This is a genomic window from Dokdonella sp. (assembly GCF_035703485.1).
In the GTDB taxonomy this organism is placed as follows: Bacteria; Pseudomonadota; Gammaproteobacteria; order Xanthomonadales; family Rhodanobacteraceae; genus Dokdonella.
On the sequence record NZ_DASSYD010000068.1, the window covers coordinates 1 to 14754 of the forward strand.

Annotated in this window: 15 protein-coding genes; 9 read left to right on the top strand and 6 right to left on the bottom strand. The window is 59.3% G+C overall.

The window, feature by feature from the left end:
* A partial coding sequence (locus VFN25_RS05040) for a transketolase-like TK C-terminal-containing protein (RefSeq protein ID WP_325139481.1) occupies positions 1 to 693 on the top strand: 693 nt, incomplete at its 5' end.
* Between the two features lie 70 nt (positions 694 to 763).
* Complete coding sequence (locus VFN25_RS05045) at positions 764 to 1540, top strand: ferredoxin--NADP reductase (RefSeq protein ID WP_325139483.1); 777 nt, start codon at positions 764 to 766, stop codon at positions 1538 to 1540.
* Here the strand turns inward: VFN25_RS05045 and VFN25_RS05050 are convergent.
* Together VFN25_RS05050 and VFN25_RS05055 are read right to left on the bottom strand one after the other, a co-directional pair.
* Positions 1454 to 2410 (bottom strand): S1/P1 nuclease, encoded by a 957-nt coding sequence (locus VFN25_RS05050; protein ID WP_325139485.1) that lies wholly within the window; start codon positions 2408 to 2410, stop codon positions 1454 to 1456. The two genes, VFN25_RS05045 and VFN25_RS05050, sit on opposite strands and share 87 nt — an antisense overlap.
* The gene (locus VFN25_RS05055) at positions 2407 to 3294 is read right to left on the bottom strand and encodes an MBL fold metallo-hydrolase (protein ID WP_325139487.1); all 888 of its coding nucleotides are present in this window, start codon (positions 3292 to 3294) and stop codon (positions 2407 to 2409) included. The genes VFN25_RS05050 and VFN25_RS05055 overlap by 4 nt, the downstream gene beginning before the upstream one ends.
* Positions 3295 to 3521: 227 nt before the next feature.
* On the opposite strand from VFN25_RS05055, the gene gap reads away from it, so the two are divergent.
* Positions 3522 to 4535 (top strand): type I glyceraldehyde-3-phosphate dehydrogenase, encoded by a 1014-nt coding sequence (gene gap, locus VFN25_RS05060; RefSeq protein WP_325139489.1) that lies wholly within the window; start codon positions 3522 to 3524, stop codon positions 4533 to 4535.
* A gap of 214 nt (positions 4536 to 4749) precedes the next feature.
* Here the strand turns inward: gap and VFN25_RS05065 are convergent, their stop codons facing one another.
* Positions 4750 to 5574, bottom strand: coding sequence for a universal stress protein (locus VFN25_RS05065; protein ID WP_325139490.1), 825 nt, complete (start codon positions 5572 to 5574; stop codon positions 4750 to 4752).
* Positions 5575 to 5830: 256 nt separating this feature from the next.
* Here VFN25_RS05065 and trhA point away from each other — a divergent pair, with 256 nt between their 5' ends.
* Positions 5831 to 6484 (top strand): PAQR family membrane homeostasis protein TrhA, encoded by a 654-nt coding sequence (gene trhA, locus VFN25_RS05070; protein WP_325139492.1) that lies wholly within the window; start codon positions 5831 to 5833, stop codon positions 6482 to 6484.
* 7 nt (positions 6485 to 6491) lie between these two features.
* On the opposite strand, the gene VFN25_RS05075 is transcribed toward trhA, so the two are convergent.
* Positions 6492 to 6977: a DUF456 domain-containing protein gene (locus tag VFN25_RS05075; protein WP_325139494.1), complete on the bottom strand. Its 486-nt coding sequence runs from the start codon at positions 6975 to 6977 to the stop codon at positions 6492 to 6494.
* 236 nt (positions 6978 to 7213) lie between these two features.
* Here VFN25_RS05075 and VFN25_RS05080 point away from each other — a divergent pair, with 236 nt between their 5' ends.
* Together VFN25_RS05080 and VFN25_RS05085 are read left to right on the top strand one after the other, a co-directional pair.
* Positions 7214 to 7867, top strand: coding sequence for a serine/threonine protein kinase (locus VFN25_RS05080; protein ID WP_325139496.1), 654 nt, complete (start codon positions 7214 to 7216; stop codon positions 7865 to 7867).
* Positions 7868 to 8077: 210 nt separating this feature from the next.
* Positions 8078 to 10441 carry a putative bifunctional diguanylate cyclase/phosphodiesterase gene (locus VFN25_RS05085; protein WP_325139498.1) on the top strand — a complete coding sequence of 788 codons (2364 nt, stop codon included), beginning with the start codon at positions 8078 to 8080 and terminating at the stop codon, positions 10439 to 10441.
* Positions 10442 to 10453: 12 nt separating this feature from the next.
* On the opposite strand, the gene VFN25_RS05090 is transcribed toward VFN25_RS05085, so the two are convergent.
* A complete protein-coding gene (locus VFN25_RS05090; RefSeq protein ID WP_325139500.1) occupies positions 10454 to 11110 on the bottom strand; it encodes an energy transducer TonB in 657 nt (218 codons plus the stop codon).
* Between the two features lie 159 nt (positions 11111 to 11269).
* Positions 11270 to 11539: a GIY-YIG nuclease family protein gene (locus VFN25_RS05095; RefSeq protein ID WP_325139501.1), complete on the bottom strand. Its 270-nt coding sequence runs from the start codon at positions 11537 to 11539 to the stop codon at positions 11270 to 11272.
* Between the two features lie 284 nt (positions 11540 to 11823).
* Here VFN25_RS05095 and VFN25_RS05100 point away from each other — a divergent pair, with 284 nt between their 5' ends.
* The 3 genes from VFN25_RS05100 (at position 11824) to VFN25_RS05110 (ending at position 14590) form a co-directional block, all read left to right on the top strand.
* A complete protein-coding gene (locus tag VFN25_RS05100) occupies positions 11824 to 12855 on the top strand; it encodes a glycerophosphodiester phosphodiesterase family protein (protein WP_325139502.1) in 1032 nt (343 codons plus the stop codon).
* Between the two features lie 302 nt (positions 12856 to 13157).
* Positions 13158 to 13640 (top strand): hypothetical protein, encoded by a 483-nt coding sequence (locus VFN25_RS05105; RefSeq protein WP_325139504.1) that lies wholly within the window; start codon positions 13158 to 13160, stop codon positions 13638 to 13640.
* Between the two features lie 467 nt (positions 13641 to 14107).
* Positions 14108 to 14590 (top strand): hypothetical protein, encoded by a 483-nt coding sequence (locus VFN25_RS05110; RefSeq protein ID WP_325139506.1) that lies wholly within the window; start codon positions 14108 to 14110, stop codon positions 14588 to 14590.
* The last annotated feature ends 164 nt before the right edge of the window (positions 14591 to 14754 follow it).

The following is a 14754-nucleotide window of genomic DNA, read 5'->3' on the forward strand; positions in this document are numbered from 1 at the left end:
CTCGTGTTCTCCGATTACGCACGCAACGCGGTGCGCATGAGTGCATTGATTCCTACCCGGGCCATTCATGTTTACACGCATGACTCCATCGGACTCGGCGAGGATGGCCCGACCCATCAGCCGGTCGAGCACCTGGCCAGCCTGCGCTACATCCCGAACAACGATGTCTGGCGTCCCTGTGACGCCGTTGAATCGGCGGTATCGTGGAAGTCTGCGATCGAACGCGGCAACGGCCCCTCATGCCTGATCTTTTCGCGCCAGACCCTGGTTCATCAGCCACGTAATCTGGAACAGGTCGCTGACATCGCGCGTGGTGGTTACGTGTTGTCGGATCCTGGCAGTGCAAAATTCGATGTGATCCTGCTCGCCACCGGTTCCGAGGTTGAGGTCGCCATGCAGGCGATGCGTATCCTCGCGGATCAGGGTGTTTCCGCGCGCGTCGTTTCGATGCCGTGCACCAGCGTGTTCGACGCACAACCGGTCGAGTATCGCGAAGCGGTGCTGCCGTCATGGTGTCGCCGTCGAGTCGCGGTTGAAGCAGGCGTCAGCGATTTCTGGCGCAAGTACGTCGGACTTGATGGCGATGTGGTCGGGCTCGATAGCTTCGGTGCCTCGGCGCCGGCCGAGCAGCTCTATCAGCACTTCGGCATCACCGCCGAGGAAGTTGCCGACCGCGCCAAGTCGCTCACCTGAGTGCAGCGGGGCTTTGTGGGCGCGGCTGAAAGCGCGCCCGATATGTTGATTGCAGCAGACAGGTAGCTTAGTGGCCGTTTTTAATACCGAACATGTTCTCAGCGTGCGCCACTGGAACGATTTTCTTTTCAGTTTCACGACCACGCGCAACGCAGGACTGCGATTCGAAAACGGACAGTTCATCATGATCGGTCTCGCGGTCGATGGACGCCCCTTGCTGCGCGCCTACAGCATCGCCAGCGCCAACTACGAGGAGCGTCTGGAATTCTTCAGCATCAAGGTGGCAAATGGTCCGCTCACTTCCCGTTTGCAACATGTCAAAGTCGGTGACGAGATCCTGATCGGCAGCAAGCCGACCGGTACCCTGCTGCTGCAGGATCTGAAGCCGGGCAGGCATTTGTATCTGCTCTCGACCGGGACTGGCCTCGCCCCATTTCTCGCCATCCTGCGCGATCCGGAAACCTGGGAGCGCTTTGACAAGGTACTGCTTGTGCACGGTGTTCGTCAGATCAGTGATCTCGCCTACCGTGACTGCTTCGAGCATGAACTGCCCCAGCACGAATACTTCGCCGACGCCGTACGTAGAAAATTCATCTACTACCCGACCGTCACACGGGATGTGTTCCGCAATCAGGGGCGTATCGATGAGTTGCTTGACAGCGGCAAGTTGAGTATCGATGTGGGGCTGCCGCCACTCGATCCGGCCGTCGACCGCGTCATGATCTGTGGCAGTACGGCTATGCTCAAGTCGATCAGCACGCTACTCGACAGCCGCGGCTTCGAAGTATCGCCACGCATCGGCGCTCCGGGTGACTACGTCATCGAGCGCGCCTTCGTCGATCGCTGAGGAGTGCAGCCACGGCACGGAGTTCTGGCCACGGCTGGAATGCGCGTTGGCCGGGCGCATCGGGCTCAGCGAACGCTGCAGGATTCCGGCCAGGCGCTGACCGGCGAGCACAATCTGCTGTTCGGCCAGCGGACGCATTCGGTCGAGATAGGTCTTGTCGATCGTGCGACCTCGGGGATAGAAGCCCTCATTGCCGGTGATGCGGCAGGATTGCTCGGCCCAGACCACGGGGTTCTCCTCATCACCCCCTGCAACCGGCGGGCGTTCGAGGCGACGCGCATAGTCCTGCCAGCGCAGATGGCGGCTGGCGATGATTTTTGAATCCCAGATTGCATGCAGATTGCTGCCCTTGCCCTTGAATCGGACCTGATAGTTGTTGCCACCGCGGTCTGGCCGGTAACCGGCATGCAATGGTTGGTGCGCATCGCCGACAAAGTGCACGAGAAAACGCAACGCCTCGGCGCGCGCGACATCCGTCGCGGCAGAATCGCCAAGCACGTTCGCGTAGTGGTTGATGGCGGCGACCACGCACTGGCCGTTCGGGCAAATTTGCGCCGCAACGTAGTGGCAGCGAGAGTCAGAAAAATTGACATAGTGAAGACGTGAGGTTGCTCGGGATAGCTCACGCTGGGCTGGATCTGCGCGCATTTCATCGGCCCAGTTGGCGATGTCGGCCAGCGACGACGCGCCGAGGATGCCGAGCAGGTGCTGGATTTCCGAGTGTGTCTTTGCGTCGAGCTGCTTTTCCGCAAGCGCGGCGACCATGCGGTGGCCGGCGGGCCCCCAGGCCGAGGCGATCGAGGGCAGCATGAAGATGAACAGGAGTGCGAAAGACGAAACGCGCAGCGTGCGCCGGGAGCGGCCGTTCACGTATCGAAACCTTTGCTGTCGAGCGGGATCTTGAGAAAAGCCTGATCCCTTGTCTCCGGTGCCGGCAATTGGCCGCCACGAATATTCACCTGCAACGCGGGCCACAGCAATTTCGGCGTCGCCAGACTCGCATCGCGCTTGGTGCGCAAGGCAATGAAATCGGCGGCGCTGGTATCGCCACGCAAATGGATATTCGTGGCCTTTTCATCGCCGATTGTGGTTTGCGCGATGGCTTCCTCTCCTTGTGCAGGATAGTCGTGGGCAAGAAAGACCCGCGTCGCATCGGGCAACGAGTAGAGGCGCTGGATCGAGCGATAAAGGGTTGCTGCATCGGCACCCGGAAAATCACAGCGTGCGGTTCCGCCGCGCGGGGAGAAAATCGTGTCGCCGACAAAAAGCGCATCGCCAAACTGATAGGTGATGCTGTCTGGAGTGTGTCCCGGCGTTGCGATGATCTGGCCGTCAAGATCACCGACGCACAAGGTTTCCCCATCGACGAACAGGGCATCGAACTGACGACCATCCGGGACAAACTGATCATCCAGGTTGAACTTCTTCTTGAAGGTCTTCTGCACCGTCGTTATTCCATGCCCGATGCCGATCGCCGGCTCGGCGCTGCCATCGGCAAGCTGGCGCTTGAGCCACGCCGCCGCGCTCAGATGGTCGGCATGGGCATGGGTTTCGAGAATCCAGTCGATAGCGAGTTCGGTGGTCGCGACGTATTCGAGGATGCGCTGCGCACTTTCGGTGCTGACCCGGCCTGAAGCCATGTCGAAATCGAGCACCGGATCGATGATCGAGGCACGCCGCGTCGCCGGGTCGACGACGACATGTGTCCATGTGCCGGTATTGCTGTGATGAAAACTGCGGACGTTGGGGTTCATTGTGCTGAGACCCGGGTTCGGAATCGCCAATCTAGCAGAGCCGCTGGCGATTCGTGTGCGCCATTCAGGGCCGCGTCAAGCGTTGCCCCGAAAGCGGCGGCGCCGAAAGGCAGGCGAAGTCAGACAAGGATCAGGTCGATTGGCCCCTTCGCAATGGTGCTGTGCGGCAAGTTGGCAGGGCCGTTACAATGCGCATCCCTTTCTTTCCGCGCGTCGAGGAGTGTGCAATGGCAGTCAAGGTCGCCATCAATGGTTATGGTCGTATTGGTCGCAACATGTTGCGCGCGCTATATGAGGCGAAGCGGACCAACGAGATTCAAGTCGTCGCGGTAAATGATCTTGGCGATGCCGCGACCAATGCACACCTGACCCAGTACGACACCGCGCATGGCCGCTTTCCGGGCGAGGTCGGTGTCGACGGCGGCGACCTGATCGTCAATGGCGATCGCATCAAGGTCTTTGCCGAACGTGATCCATCGAAGTTGCCCTGGGCTGATCTGGGCGTCGATGTCGTGCTCGAATCGACCGGATTCTTTACCAGCAAGGCCAAGGCCAGCGCGCATATCAGTGCAGGCGCGAAAAAGGTCATCATTTCCGCGCCCGGTGGCAGCGATGTCGATGGCACCTTTGTCTATGGCGTCAATCACGATCAGCTGACCTCGGCGCATCAGATCATTTCGAATGCCTCGTGCACCACCAACTGTCTCGCCCCGCTGGCCAAGGCGCTGAACGAGAAGATCGGCATCATCCATGGACTGATGACGACCATTCACGCCTACACCAACGATCAGGTTCTGACCGACGTCTATCATTCCGATCTGCGCCGCGCGCGCTCGGCCACACATTCACAGATTCCGACCAAGACCGGTGCGGCAGCGGCCGTCGGCCTGGTCCTGCCGGAACTCAATGGCAAGCTCGATGGCTTCTCGATGCGCATTCCGACCATCAATGTCTCGGCGGTCGACCTGACGTTCGTCGCCTCGCGTGCAACCAGCAAGGAAGAAGTCGACGCGGTCATGCAAGCCGCAGCCGATGGTGCCTACAAGGGCGTGATTGGCGTCAACACCCAGCCGCTGGTGTCGATCGATTTCAACCACAACCCGCTGTCATCGGTCTACGACGCCACCCAGACTCGCGTCATGGGTGACACGCTGGTCAAGGTGTTGAGCTGGTACGACAACGAGTGGGGCTTCTCAAACCGCATGCTGGATATGACTTTGGCTTTGGTTGCTGCCAAATAGCGGGAGTAGGGAGTAGGGAGTAGGGAGTGGGAAAAAGCGGATGAACGGTTAGCGGTTAGCGGATATAGCAATGAGCGGGGAAGCGGTTGGCGATTAGCGGGACGAGCAAAATGCCTTCCCGCAATCTTGCAAACAAATTCGATATTCGCCATACACCTGGATTTGCGCGAACCGCTTTTCCCACTCCCTACTCCCCACTCCCCACTCCCGCCCCTCAATGCGCCACCAACATCGGCAGATTGCTGTGCTGGAACAGATGTCGGGTGACGCCGCCGAGGACCAGTTCGGTAATGCGTGATTGTCCCCACGCGCCGATCACGATCAGGTTGGCATCGGCTTCGTTGGCTGCTTCGAGAATGGCGGGGCCGTGATCCCGGCTGGGCTTGAACGGGCGGAACTCGGCATGGATGCCACGGCGCTCGAACCATGCGCGCAGATCCAGTGCGGGCAGATTCTCGAATCCCAGCGGACTTGGGTGGACTTCGCCCTCCAGTACGGTGACCTTGTCGGCGCGTTTGAGCAACGGCATCGCGCCATGAATGGCCAGCGCCGCTTCGCGGCTGGCGTTCCAGGCGACCAGCATGTGCTCGCCAACCTTGTCCACGCGTGCGGCTTCAGGAACCACGACAACCGGAGTCGATGTGCCGAATACGGTGCGCGAGGCAATGCCCCAGCCGACAGGTGCGTCGGGATTGGCGCACGGACGCCCGGTGACAACCAGATCCGACCAGCGCGCAGCGTGGCAGAGCGCGTCGACGTTGTCGCCCTGGACGACCTGGAACTCTCCCTTCAGCCCGCGCTGCTCAAGTTGCTCCTGCCACCAGGGTGCGCGCTGTCTAGCCTCATCCAGCAGGTGACTGGTTTCATTGACCTGTACCGCCACCGCCTCCGGCGAGACGAACGCCGCCGTCGACAACGCAACCACGTGCAGACCCAGCGTGTGCGCGCCGAGACGTGCGGCCAGTGACAATCCTGCCTCGGTGGCCGGGACAACCCTGTCACAACGACGCAAATGAATGACGACATCGAAATCAGACATGACAGAAACCTCGGAATTTCAGGTAGTGGCCAGTCTACGCCGGGAACTCCGGACGCAACCAGTCAGCCATCGAATGCCTGGCACGATGACGATTGCAAAATCGCCAGTCTGGTGATTTCTGCGCACCTGCGCCCTTCGAAAGGTTCGCACCGGTTTGCATCGCTTGGAGGCCGCTTTTGATTGTGCTCTCTGATCAAGCCACGCAGAATGATGGCCTGACCGAATCAGCCGGCGTAGAGCGGCATCCGAGCGCATCATGAGCGATCTGCCAATGGAATCGCGCTATACCCGGGCTGAAGAGCTTGCATCGAGCGTGAGTCATGCGCTCGGCATCATTCTCAGCATTGCCGGGCTGGCCGTGCTGACCGCATTCGCGGCGTTGCACGGCGGTGCATGGCGGATTGTCAGCGTCAGTGTCTACGGGACGACGCTGATCCTGTTGTTCACCGCGTCGACCCTCTATCACGCCGTCCCCAACCCGCGCGTCAAGCCGATCTTGCGTGTGCTCGATCACTCGGCGATCTTCCTGTTGATTGCCGGTACCTATACACCGTTTACCCTGATCAGCCTGCGTGGCCCATGGGGCTGGACACTCTTCGCCATTGTCTGGACGCTGGCAATCATCGGTATCGCGCTTGAACTGCGCCGGGTACGCAATCGGGTCGCCGCGGCACTGCTGTATCTGGGCATGGGCTGGGTTGGCGTTATCGCGATCAAGCCGATGATCGCGAACATCGAGCCAACCGGCCTCTGGTTGCTGCTGGCGGGCGGGCTTTGCTACACCCTTGGCGTGCCGTTCTACTTGTGGAAGCGGCTACCCTATAACCACGCCCTGTGGCATCTATTTGTGCTTGCCGGCAGCGTGCTGCAGTTTTTCTCGATCCTGCTCTATGTGTTGCCCGAGCGCTGAAAGCCGTTCAGAGCAGGTAGGCCACCACGAAAACGCCAAGCATCGTGAAGCAGAGTGCAACGCGGGCGAGCGTCCCGAAGATGAATCCAAGCCAGGCGCCGACGCCAACATGGGTCGAGCGCTTGAGCGTACTACCGGCGATCAATTCACCGATCAAGGCGCCGACAAACGGGCCGAGAATCAAGCCGATGATGCCGAAAAAAAGCCCGATCACGGTTCCCGCAGCGGCGCCGAACAAAGCCCAGCCGCTGGCACCGACGCGTTTTGCACCAAACACGCTGGCGAGCAGATCGACGATCACGGCCAAGGCCGTCAACAGGCCGAGAATGGTCAGGGTCGGCCAGCCGATATGATTGAAATCACCGGCCCAGGCCGCGAGGATCATGCCGAGATAGACGATCGGCACGCCGGGCAGAGCGGGCAGGATGGTGCCAATGGTGCCGATCACGATCAGCAGCACGGCCAGCACGTACAGAATAATTTGGGTGGTCATGCGCGGTTGGCGTGATTGCAGGGCTGCAGATTCTAGCCCGGCCTATTCATGAATACGCGTGAAGATCACGCAAGACATCGGATTCACTCGGCTTTTGATGATTGAGGCAATCGCAGGAATCACCGCCGAATGAGCGAAAAATTGTGTGGATTCAAGGAACAAACGCACGCGCATGTAATTCATGAACGATCCACGCTGGTGAACTGCACGGAACAATCAGGCGTTCTGCCCTGATAATGCCCGTCATGCAGATCGAGTTGCTCAAATCCGACGCCCTGGGACGAATCGAAATCGTCACAGATGGCGATCAAAGCTGGATCCGGCGTGATATCCGCCCGGCACGCTTCGGCATGCGCTGGATTGCGCGCAAGGCGGCGGCGCGCGAGGCACGCGTGCTGACGATCCTGGCCGGAGTCGATGGAGTTCCGCAGCTTCTGGCATGGGACGAAGGATTGCTGGAGCGAAGCTTCATGGCCGGTGCACCAATGCAGCAGGCGCAACCGCGCAATCCCGATTATTTTCGCCAGGCACATCGCCTGCTCAAGCGCTTGCGCGGTCTTGGTGTTGTCCACAACGACCTGGCCAAGGAACCGAACTGGCTGCTGCGCGACGATGGTCGACCGGGAATCGTCGATTTTCAACTGGCTTGGCACAGTCGAAAACGCGGACGCCTGTTTCGCCTGCTCGCCCGTGAAGATCTGCGCCACCTTTTGAAGCACAAGCGCAGCTATTGCCCGGACGCGTTGACGCCGGTCGAGCGAGGCTTGCTGGCGCGGCGTTCCTGGATAGCCAGCGGCTGGCGAGCAACCGGCAAGCGCGTCTACAAGTTTGTTGCTCGCCGCGTGTTCGGCTATTGGGACAACGAGGGCAAGGGCCGAGTACGTCGCTAGAGGCAGGTGCAATTCAATTTCACCACGCGCTATTCTGCATAGGGCAGAATCCGCAACGACCGGGCGGAACATTGCGCAATGGTCAGTCCGGCCGGAAATCCGAATCCACTCAGGAAAAAAGGGCACTTGATCTCAGCTGGCAACGATGAACCGGGAGGCCGATCCGATGCATCGGTCAGTGCTTCGCCGCCCGCGAATCGCGCATTGCGCATGCTTCCCTTCGAATTTGGTTCACTGATTCTGCTGGCGGCGCTGGCCGTCATGTTGACCGCCGGGATGCTTGAGTTGCAGACCAGTGCAACGGCTTACATCATCGGCGAAAGTCATTGGTCCAAAGCCCAGCAAAGTGCTGCTGACGAGTTGCATCGCTATGCGGCCAGCGGCAATCCGGATCAATTGCAGAATGCGCGCAAGCGCTTGCAGGTACCGCTTGGTGATCGTCAGGCGCGCCTGGCGCTGGAGCAGGATCCGCCGGATCTGGATGCATCGCGCCAGGGTTTCCTTGCCGGATTGAATGCGCCGGAAGACGTCGACCGCATGATCCGCATGTATCGCTACTTCCACAACGCACCGTTTTTCCGTGATGCCGTGAAAAAGTGGCGCCTCGGTGACGAGGGCATTCTTGAGTTGCAGCGTCTCGGCGATGAAATGGAAGCGTTGCGCGCGCGAAATGGCATGAGCGCGGCATTGAGCGACGCCTACCAGCGCAAGATTCTGGCAGTGGACGCGCGATTGAAGCCGATTGAGCTCGCGTTTTCGCAAGCGCTGATCGATGGGACGCGTGTGCTCAGGACAACGCTCATTGGCACCAGCGTCTTGCTGTTTCTGCTGATCGCATGGATTGTCATCATCGTTCTTCGTTCGACGCTTGCACGCATTCGAGCCAGTGAAGGCGTATTTCGCGCGGCCTTCCATCAAGCCGCGGTAGGCATGTTGAGAATGCGCTCGGATGGACAGATCCTGGAAGCGAACGACGCCATTTGCCAGGTGCTTGGCTATCCATCTCAGCAGTTGCAAGGTCGATTTCTTGCCGACAGCCTGCACGCGGATGATCTTGCCGAGGTCGGCGGAGACAGCGGCGAGGGAATCGACTGGTCGTTGCTTGAGCGTCCGGGCGAGCATCGATTTCTGCGTGAGGACGGCAGTATTCGCTGGCTGCGCTGGACCGTTTCGAAAATTGATGCCGAAGATAACGGCGAACAGCGCGTCTTCGCGATTTTCGAAGACGTCTCCGATAGCCGCCGACTTTCCGACGAGATGAAATATCAGGCCAGCCACGATGGCCTGACCGGATTGGTCAATCGGCGTGAGATTGAACGCCGCTTGCGTGCCGGTATCGAGGATGCTCGACGCAATGACACCGAACATGCGTTTCTTTTTCTAGACCTCGATCAGTTCAAGCTTGTCAACGATACCTGCGGGCATGTTGCCGGTGATCAGCTCCTGCGCCAGATTTCCGGCGTTCTGATGTTGCATATGCGTGACAACGACTGGATGGGCCGACTCGGTGGCGACGAGTTTGCGGTGCTGCTTGATGACACCGGAGTTGACGAGGCGATGCGCATCGCCGAGCGTCTGCGGCGGGCATTGTCGGCCTCCACGTTTCCGTGGGAGGGACGCAAGTTCAACGTGACCTGCAGCATCGGAATTGCCCGGGTAACTGCCGATCAGGTCGATGTTGGCGAAGTCCTTCGCGCTGCGGATCGAGCGTGTTATCAGGCCAAGGAAGATGGCCGCAATGGCATCCGTGTCTATCACGAATCCGATCAGGCCATGTCGCGGCGACGCGATGATCTGGCCTGGGTTGTCGAGATTCGCCAGGCGATCATCGATGGCCGCATCGTCCTCTACGCGCAGCGTATCGAGGCGCTCAACCATGGCCCCGGGATCCGTTACGAAATTCTTGTGCGTCTGGTCGATACCGAGGGCGAGGTCAACACGCCAGATCGCTTTCTGCCGGCCGCCGAGCGTTTTGGTGAAGCGATCTCGATTGACCGTCTGGTCATTGCGATGACTTTGCGTCAATTGGAAGATCATCCCGACCATTTGCACGCGCTCGATCTCTGTCACGTCAACGTGTCGGCACAATCCATTGCCAACCCGGATTTCCGCCTGCATGTCGTCAGTCTGCTTGATTCGAGTCGGGTGCCGGCGAGCAAGTTGTGTTTCGAGCTGACGGAAACGGCAGCCATCGGCAACATGACGCGGGCGCGTGAATTCATCGATGAAATGCGTTCGCGTGGATGCCGGATTGCGCTGGATGACTTTGGCAGCGGAATGGCGTCATTCGCCTATCTGAAGAATCTTCCGGTTGATGTGCTCAAGATTGATGGCGTATTCATTCGCGATCTGGCCAACAACGAAGTGGATCCGGTGCTGGTCCGGTCGATGTGCGAAGTGGCACGGTCACTGGGCAAGATCACCGTGGCTGAATGGGTCGAGGACCGCGCCCTGCTCGAACCGTTGCGAAATCTGGGAGTCGATCAGGCGCAGGGTTACGGCATTCACGAGCCCTGCGCCTTGGACGAGTTGATCGATGCCACGCCGATTCTGAAATCGGCGGGAAACTTCTGAGACAAGTTTGCCTCAGCCCTGGTTGACATCGAAACGGATCGGAACCAGACCGCTCGCCTCGACCTTCACGCCGTGTAGCTGTACTGGACGGAAGCGCCAGCGCAGCACCGCGTCGCGAGCGGCACGATCGAGCTGTCGGTATCCGCTGCTGCGAGCGATGTCGACCTTGACCGGCAGGCCATCGCGGCCGACGAGGACGCGCAATACCACAGTGCCCTGTTCACCGCGGCGCCGCGAATCCATCGGATAGCGTGGCTCGATGATGCTCTCGTAGGCGAGACTGACGTTCGCGGCTGGCGCTGGCGAAGTGTCTGCAATTGCATCAGGAATGTCTGATGTGATGACCGTTGAGTCCGGCATGGTGACAGGCGCCGCGATGACGCTGTCCTCGACAACAATCGGTCGCGGAGTCGGCACCACGGCCTCGGGCTTTTTCGGCAGTTTCATCGGTACGGGTTCCGGCGGTAGCCGGGTGACTGGCAACTCGGGTGGTGCTTCGAGGATGCGTGTCGTGATGACCTGCGGCGCGGGCTTGAGTGCAGGAACCACAACCGGCACGGCAAGCATCAGGCATGCTGCCAGGTGCACGACGAAGCTCCCGCTCAGACCGCTGATGCGAAGCCAGTTCCAGGAAGTTTCGGACGTCTGTTGCAGTGTGTATGCGGCCATGATTGCCCCCTTCGTTGTGATCGTCGAAGGATTGCAACGTGGTCGGGCCGAATTCGGGGTCAGCAAATTTCAGCTAGCCCGGTTTTGCCGATTGAGCCGGGATTTCGGTTGGACGAGTTCAGGCATCGGCAGCTCGCAAGTCCAAGGAGGTTCTATCAATCAGGAATCTGCTGTGAGCAGAAAGGAGATTTTCGCCGCTCTTGGCAGGCGCTTGATCGCAAACTCGGCGCGCGACGCGCTGGAGCGATCTGGAAAGGTTCGGTAGCCGATCAGGCGCAATGGCGGATTGGCACGCGTGTAGCGCGCTCCCTTGCCATCGACATGCGCGGCATAGCGCGCCTCAAGATCGTTGGTGATGCCCGCGTAGTAGCTGCCATTGCGGCACTCGATCAGATACAGGCACCAGGATTTCTTGCCAGTTGGCGACACGGCGGACTCAGTCAGGATTCACGTGTAAACGCCCGGCAATCGCGCGGAAGATTATCGGTGTCGACGTTTCCTGTCATTGGACAAAAGCGCCACATGATCAGCGTTGTCTTGGCGCGATTGTTCATTGCGAAATAGACTTTATGCGAGTGGCATTCAAGGGTAGCGTGTCTGTTGATTGCAGTGGCAAGTGGCATGATCCAGTGGCTTCTGCCGCCAACAGAATTAGGGCAACGCTGATCAAGTGCAGAGTCCCTGCGCCTTCACGTGACACAAGGCCAATCACCATGAGCAGGCAGGACAAGCCGCTGGTCATCGCCCACCGTGGCGCAAGCGCGTTGTTGCCAGAACACACTCTGGCCGCCTATGCGCGGGCAATCGAGGACGGCGCAGACTTTATCGAGCCGGATCTGGTCCTGACCCGGGACGGCGTGCTCGTTGCGCGCCATGAAATCGAACTCAGCCGATCCACTGATGTTTCGACGCACGCCGAATTCGCCTCGCGGCGGACCCGAAAGCGGATCGACGGTGAAACGATCAGCGGCTGGTTCTGCAATGATTTCAGTCTTGCCGAATTTCGTTCACTGCGTGCCCGTGAGCCATTGCCGCATCTGCGCAGCAGCGCGCACGATGGCCGCTATGCCGTGCCGACGATTGACGAGATTGTCGAGCTGGCGCAAGCCGAATCGGATCGCCGCGGACGCTTGATCGGCATCATTCCCGAAATCAAGAACTCGACCTGGTTTCATTTGCACGGCATGGATCCGGAGCAGGCAATTGTAGCCGCCCTGAATCGACACGCGTATCTGCGCCGTGCGCCGTTCGGCATCCAGTCCTTTGAGGTCGGCAATCTCAAGGTGCTGCGCAAGGCGACCCAGTCCCACGCGAATGTGTTTCTCGTTCAGTTGATCGGCGACGATGGCCAATGGCCAATTGACATGCAGCCGGCACACGACCCGGCGTCCAGCTACGCGGCGATGATCACGCCGACGGGACTTCAGGATATCGCTGGCTACGCCGATGTGATCGCTACCCAGCTTCGGCGCATCGTGCCCATTGATGAATCAAGCGGATTGCCGGGCAAGCCGAATCGTCTGGTTGCCGACGCGCACGCAGTCGGCCTGCAAGTCCAGGCCTGGACGCTGCGTCCCGAGAATCACTTTCTGCCGCGTGGCCTGCGCTGCAGCGAAAATCCTGCGCAGCGCTGCGAATCCGGCTGCATGGAGGAAATGCGTGGCTTGATCGATGCGGGAGTCGATGGCCTGTTTACCGACGATCCCGCGCTGGCTCGTCGGCTTGTGGAGAATCACTGCCGCTGAGCACGGTCTGGGTGCGCCGCTGATCAAGTGGCACAACCGTAACGCGCTCACCAGGGTCGCGATGCAGAAGGTGACCCAGACGCGCGTGACTTTCAGCATTCGCATGGAGGAACGAATTGTTGCCTACTGAGCCGACGCGAAACAACCTCGGCCTGGTTGACAGAGCGTTCGGGTCAATAATACGATAAGCATCGTACGATATATTGCCGTAGTCGCGTGCGACTTGCGGCTTGTCCCATCCACCCCTTACACCTGCTGCCGCCTCGCAACCCCAATGGTGGCAGAGAAAATCGGAGTTAGAAATGGTTCGTAAATCCATCCTGTTGGCTCTCGTCCTTGTGCTGTTCGCCGGTCCCGTGGCGGCAAAAAAGGCAGTCGAAAAAGTTGTTGTTGCCGATACCCCCGAAAAATTCGCGGTTCTGGTTGAGAAGATCCATGGCGAGATGAAAATCGGTGGACGCTACGAGTTCATGTCCAAGCGCGATCGCCAGTCCGTCGACATGTCATTCAAGAAAATGTCCGCCATGCTGGAGTCCAGCGGATCGGTCGATGCCATGCCAATCGAGGAAAAGACCCGACTGTTCAGTGAACAGGAAAAGGTCAATGGTCTGCTCGCGCGCAATTCCGATGAGCGTCTTGTTTGCACGCATGTCGCACCGGTTGGATCACATATTCCGAAAACCACCTGCAAGACGGTTCGGCAGATCAACCAGGAGCGGAGCAATTCGAGCCGGGACATGAACAACATGGTGAACAACCGACTGGGTTCCGGCCCCGGAAACTAGGGCCTGTTCACACAATTACGACGAATGGCGTTGCGCGCCCAGATGCTCCAGGCAAGGCGGGGTTCGCCCCCTTGGTGGTTCCAGGGGCAAGGAGGCCGCCGACGCATGGGGCATCTGGGCGCAAAACCCTCCGGGACGGGGCCGGAAAGCCCCATCGCTACGTCAGTCGTCGCTCATCTGGAATGACCAAACCACGCTCCTGTGTCCTTGCGCTGCGACTTTCCGGCCTCCGGCGCGATCGCCGGAATAGTACGAACAGGCCCTAGTCGTCTTCAGATATTTAAGTTCCGGGCATGTCCCGGAGCGCAACTGATTGACACAATCGGAAGCACGAACTACGATTAGTTTCGTAGTTCGTGCTTCCGGATTCGTTTTCTGCTTGACCATCCGGACATGACTCTGCGCAGCAACTCACTTTTGAGTTGCTGAATGACACGTCCAAGGAGGTCACCATGTCCAGATTCACATTGATCGTCATGGCAGCATTGATAGCCGCTTCATCCGTGGTTGCGGCGAAGCCACCCGCGAAAAAAGTGATTGTCGCCGACAACCCGGAGCAGTTCGAGCTTCTGGTAACTGCAATCCAGCAGGAAATGGCGCCGGGAAAGCGTTATGAATTTCTGAACTCGCACAATCGAAGCGTCGTGAATCATTCCCTCGGGGAAATGGGCTCGATGTTGAACGCAGCTGGGTCCGTTGATGCGATGACGCCGGAAGAAAAAACCCGACTTTTCAGCATCCAGGAAGAAGTCAACGGCATTCTGGCCAGGAACGCTGACGATCGTCTTGTTTGTACGCGCCAACGGCCGACCGGCTCGCAAATCCCGGTGACGACATGTCACACGGTCAGAGAACTTGCGCGAAGCAGGGACGCCAGCCGGCAAATCTTCAAGCAACTGGGAGATGCGCAGAACGCTTATGACCAGAGCATCCGGACCAGCGAAAACTAGGGCCACTTGATCAGCCTTGCCCTAGGCATCAATGTCACCTGCTCGCTGGAGTAGCACCGACCTGGCGCCACTCCTGACGGCATCGGATCGGATGCTGCAGCATTCGATCCGATCGCCATTCGAATCGTCGTCCATCTGCGCAACGCAGGCATCGATCATCGTTT

Bases quoted from the DNA above. Each gene is read 5' to 3' on its own strand.
- VFN25_RS05055 (WP_325139487.1), bottom strand. From the start codon at position 3,294: ATGAACCCCAACGTCCGCAGTTTTCATCACAGCAATACCGGCACATGG.
- gap (WP_325139489.1), top strand. From the start codon at position 3,522: ATGGCAGTCAAGGTCGCCATCAATGGTTATGGTCGTATTGGTCGCAAC.
- VFN25_RS05065 (WP_325139490.1), bottom strand. From the start codon at position 5,574: ATGTCTGATTTCGATGTCGTCATTCATTTGCGTCGTTGTGACAGGGTT.
- trhA (WP_325139492.1), top strand. From the start codon at position 5,831: ATGAGCGATCTGCCAATGGAATCGCGCTATACCCGGGCTGAAGAGCTT.
- VFN25_RS05075 (WP_325139494.1), bottom strand. From the start codon at position 6,977: ATGACCACCCAAATTATTCTGTACGTGCTGGCCGTGCTGCTGATCGTG.
- VFN25_RS05080 (WP_325139496.1), top strand. From the start codon at position 7,214: ATGCCCGTCATGCAGATCGAGTTGCTCAAATCCGACGCCCTGGGACGA.
- VFN25_RS05085 (WP_325139498.1), top strand. From the start codon at position 8,078: ATGCTTCCCTTCGAATTTGGTTCACTGATTCTGCTGGCGGCGCTGGCC.
- VFN25_RS05090 (WP_325139500.1), bottom strand. From the start codon at position 11,110: ATGGCCGCATACACACTGCAACAGACGTCCGAAACTTCCTGGAACTGG.
- VFN25_RS05100 (WP_325139502.1), top strand. From the start codon at position 11,824: ATGAGCAGGCAGGACAAGCCGCTGGTCATCGCCCACCGTGGCGCAAGC.
- VFN25_RS05105 (WP_325139504.1), top strand. From the start codon at position 13,158: ATGGTTCGTAAATCCATCCTGTTGGCTCTCGTCCTTGTGCTGTTCGCC.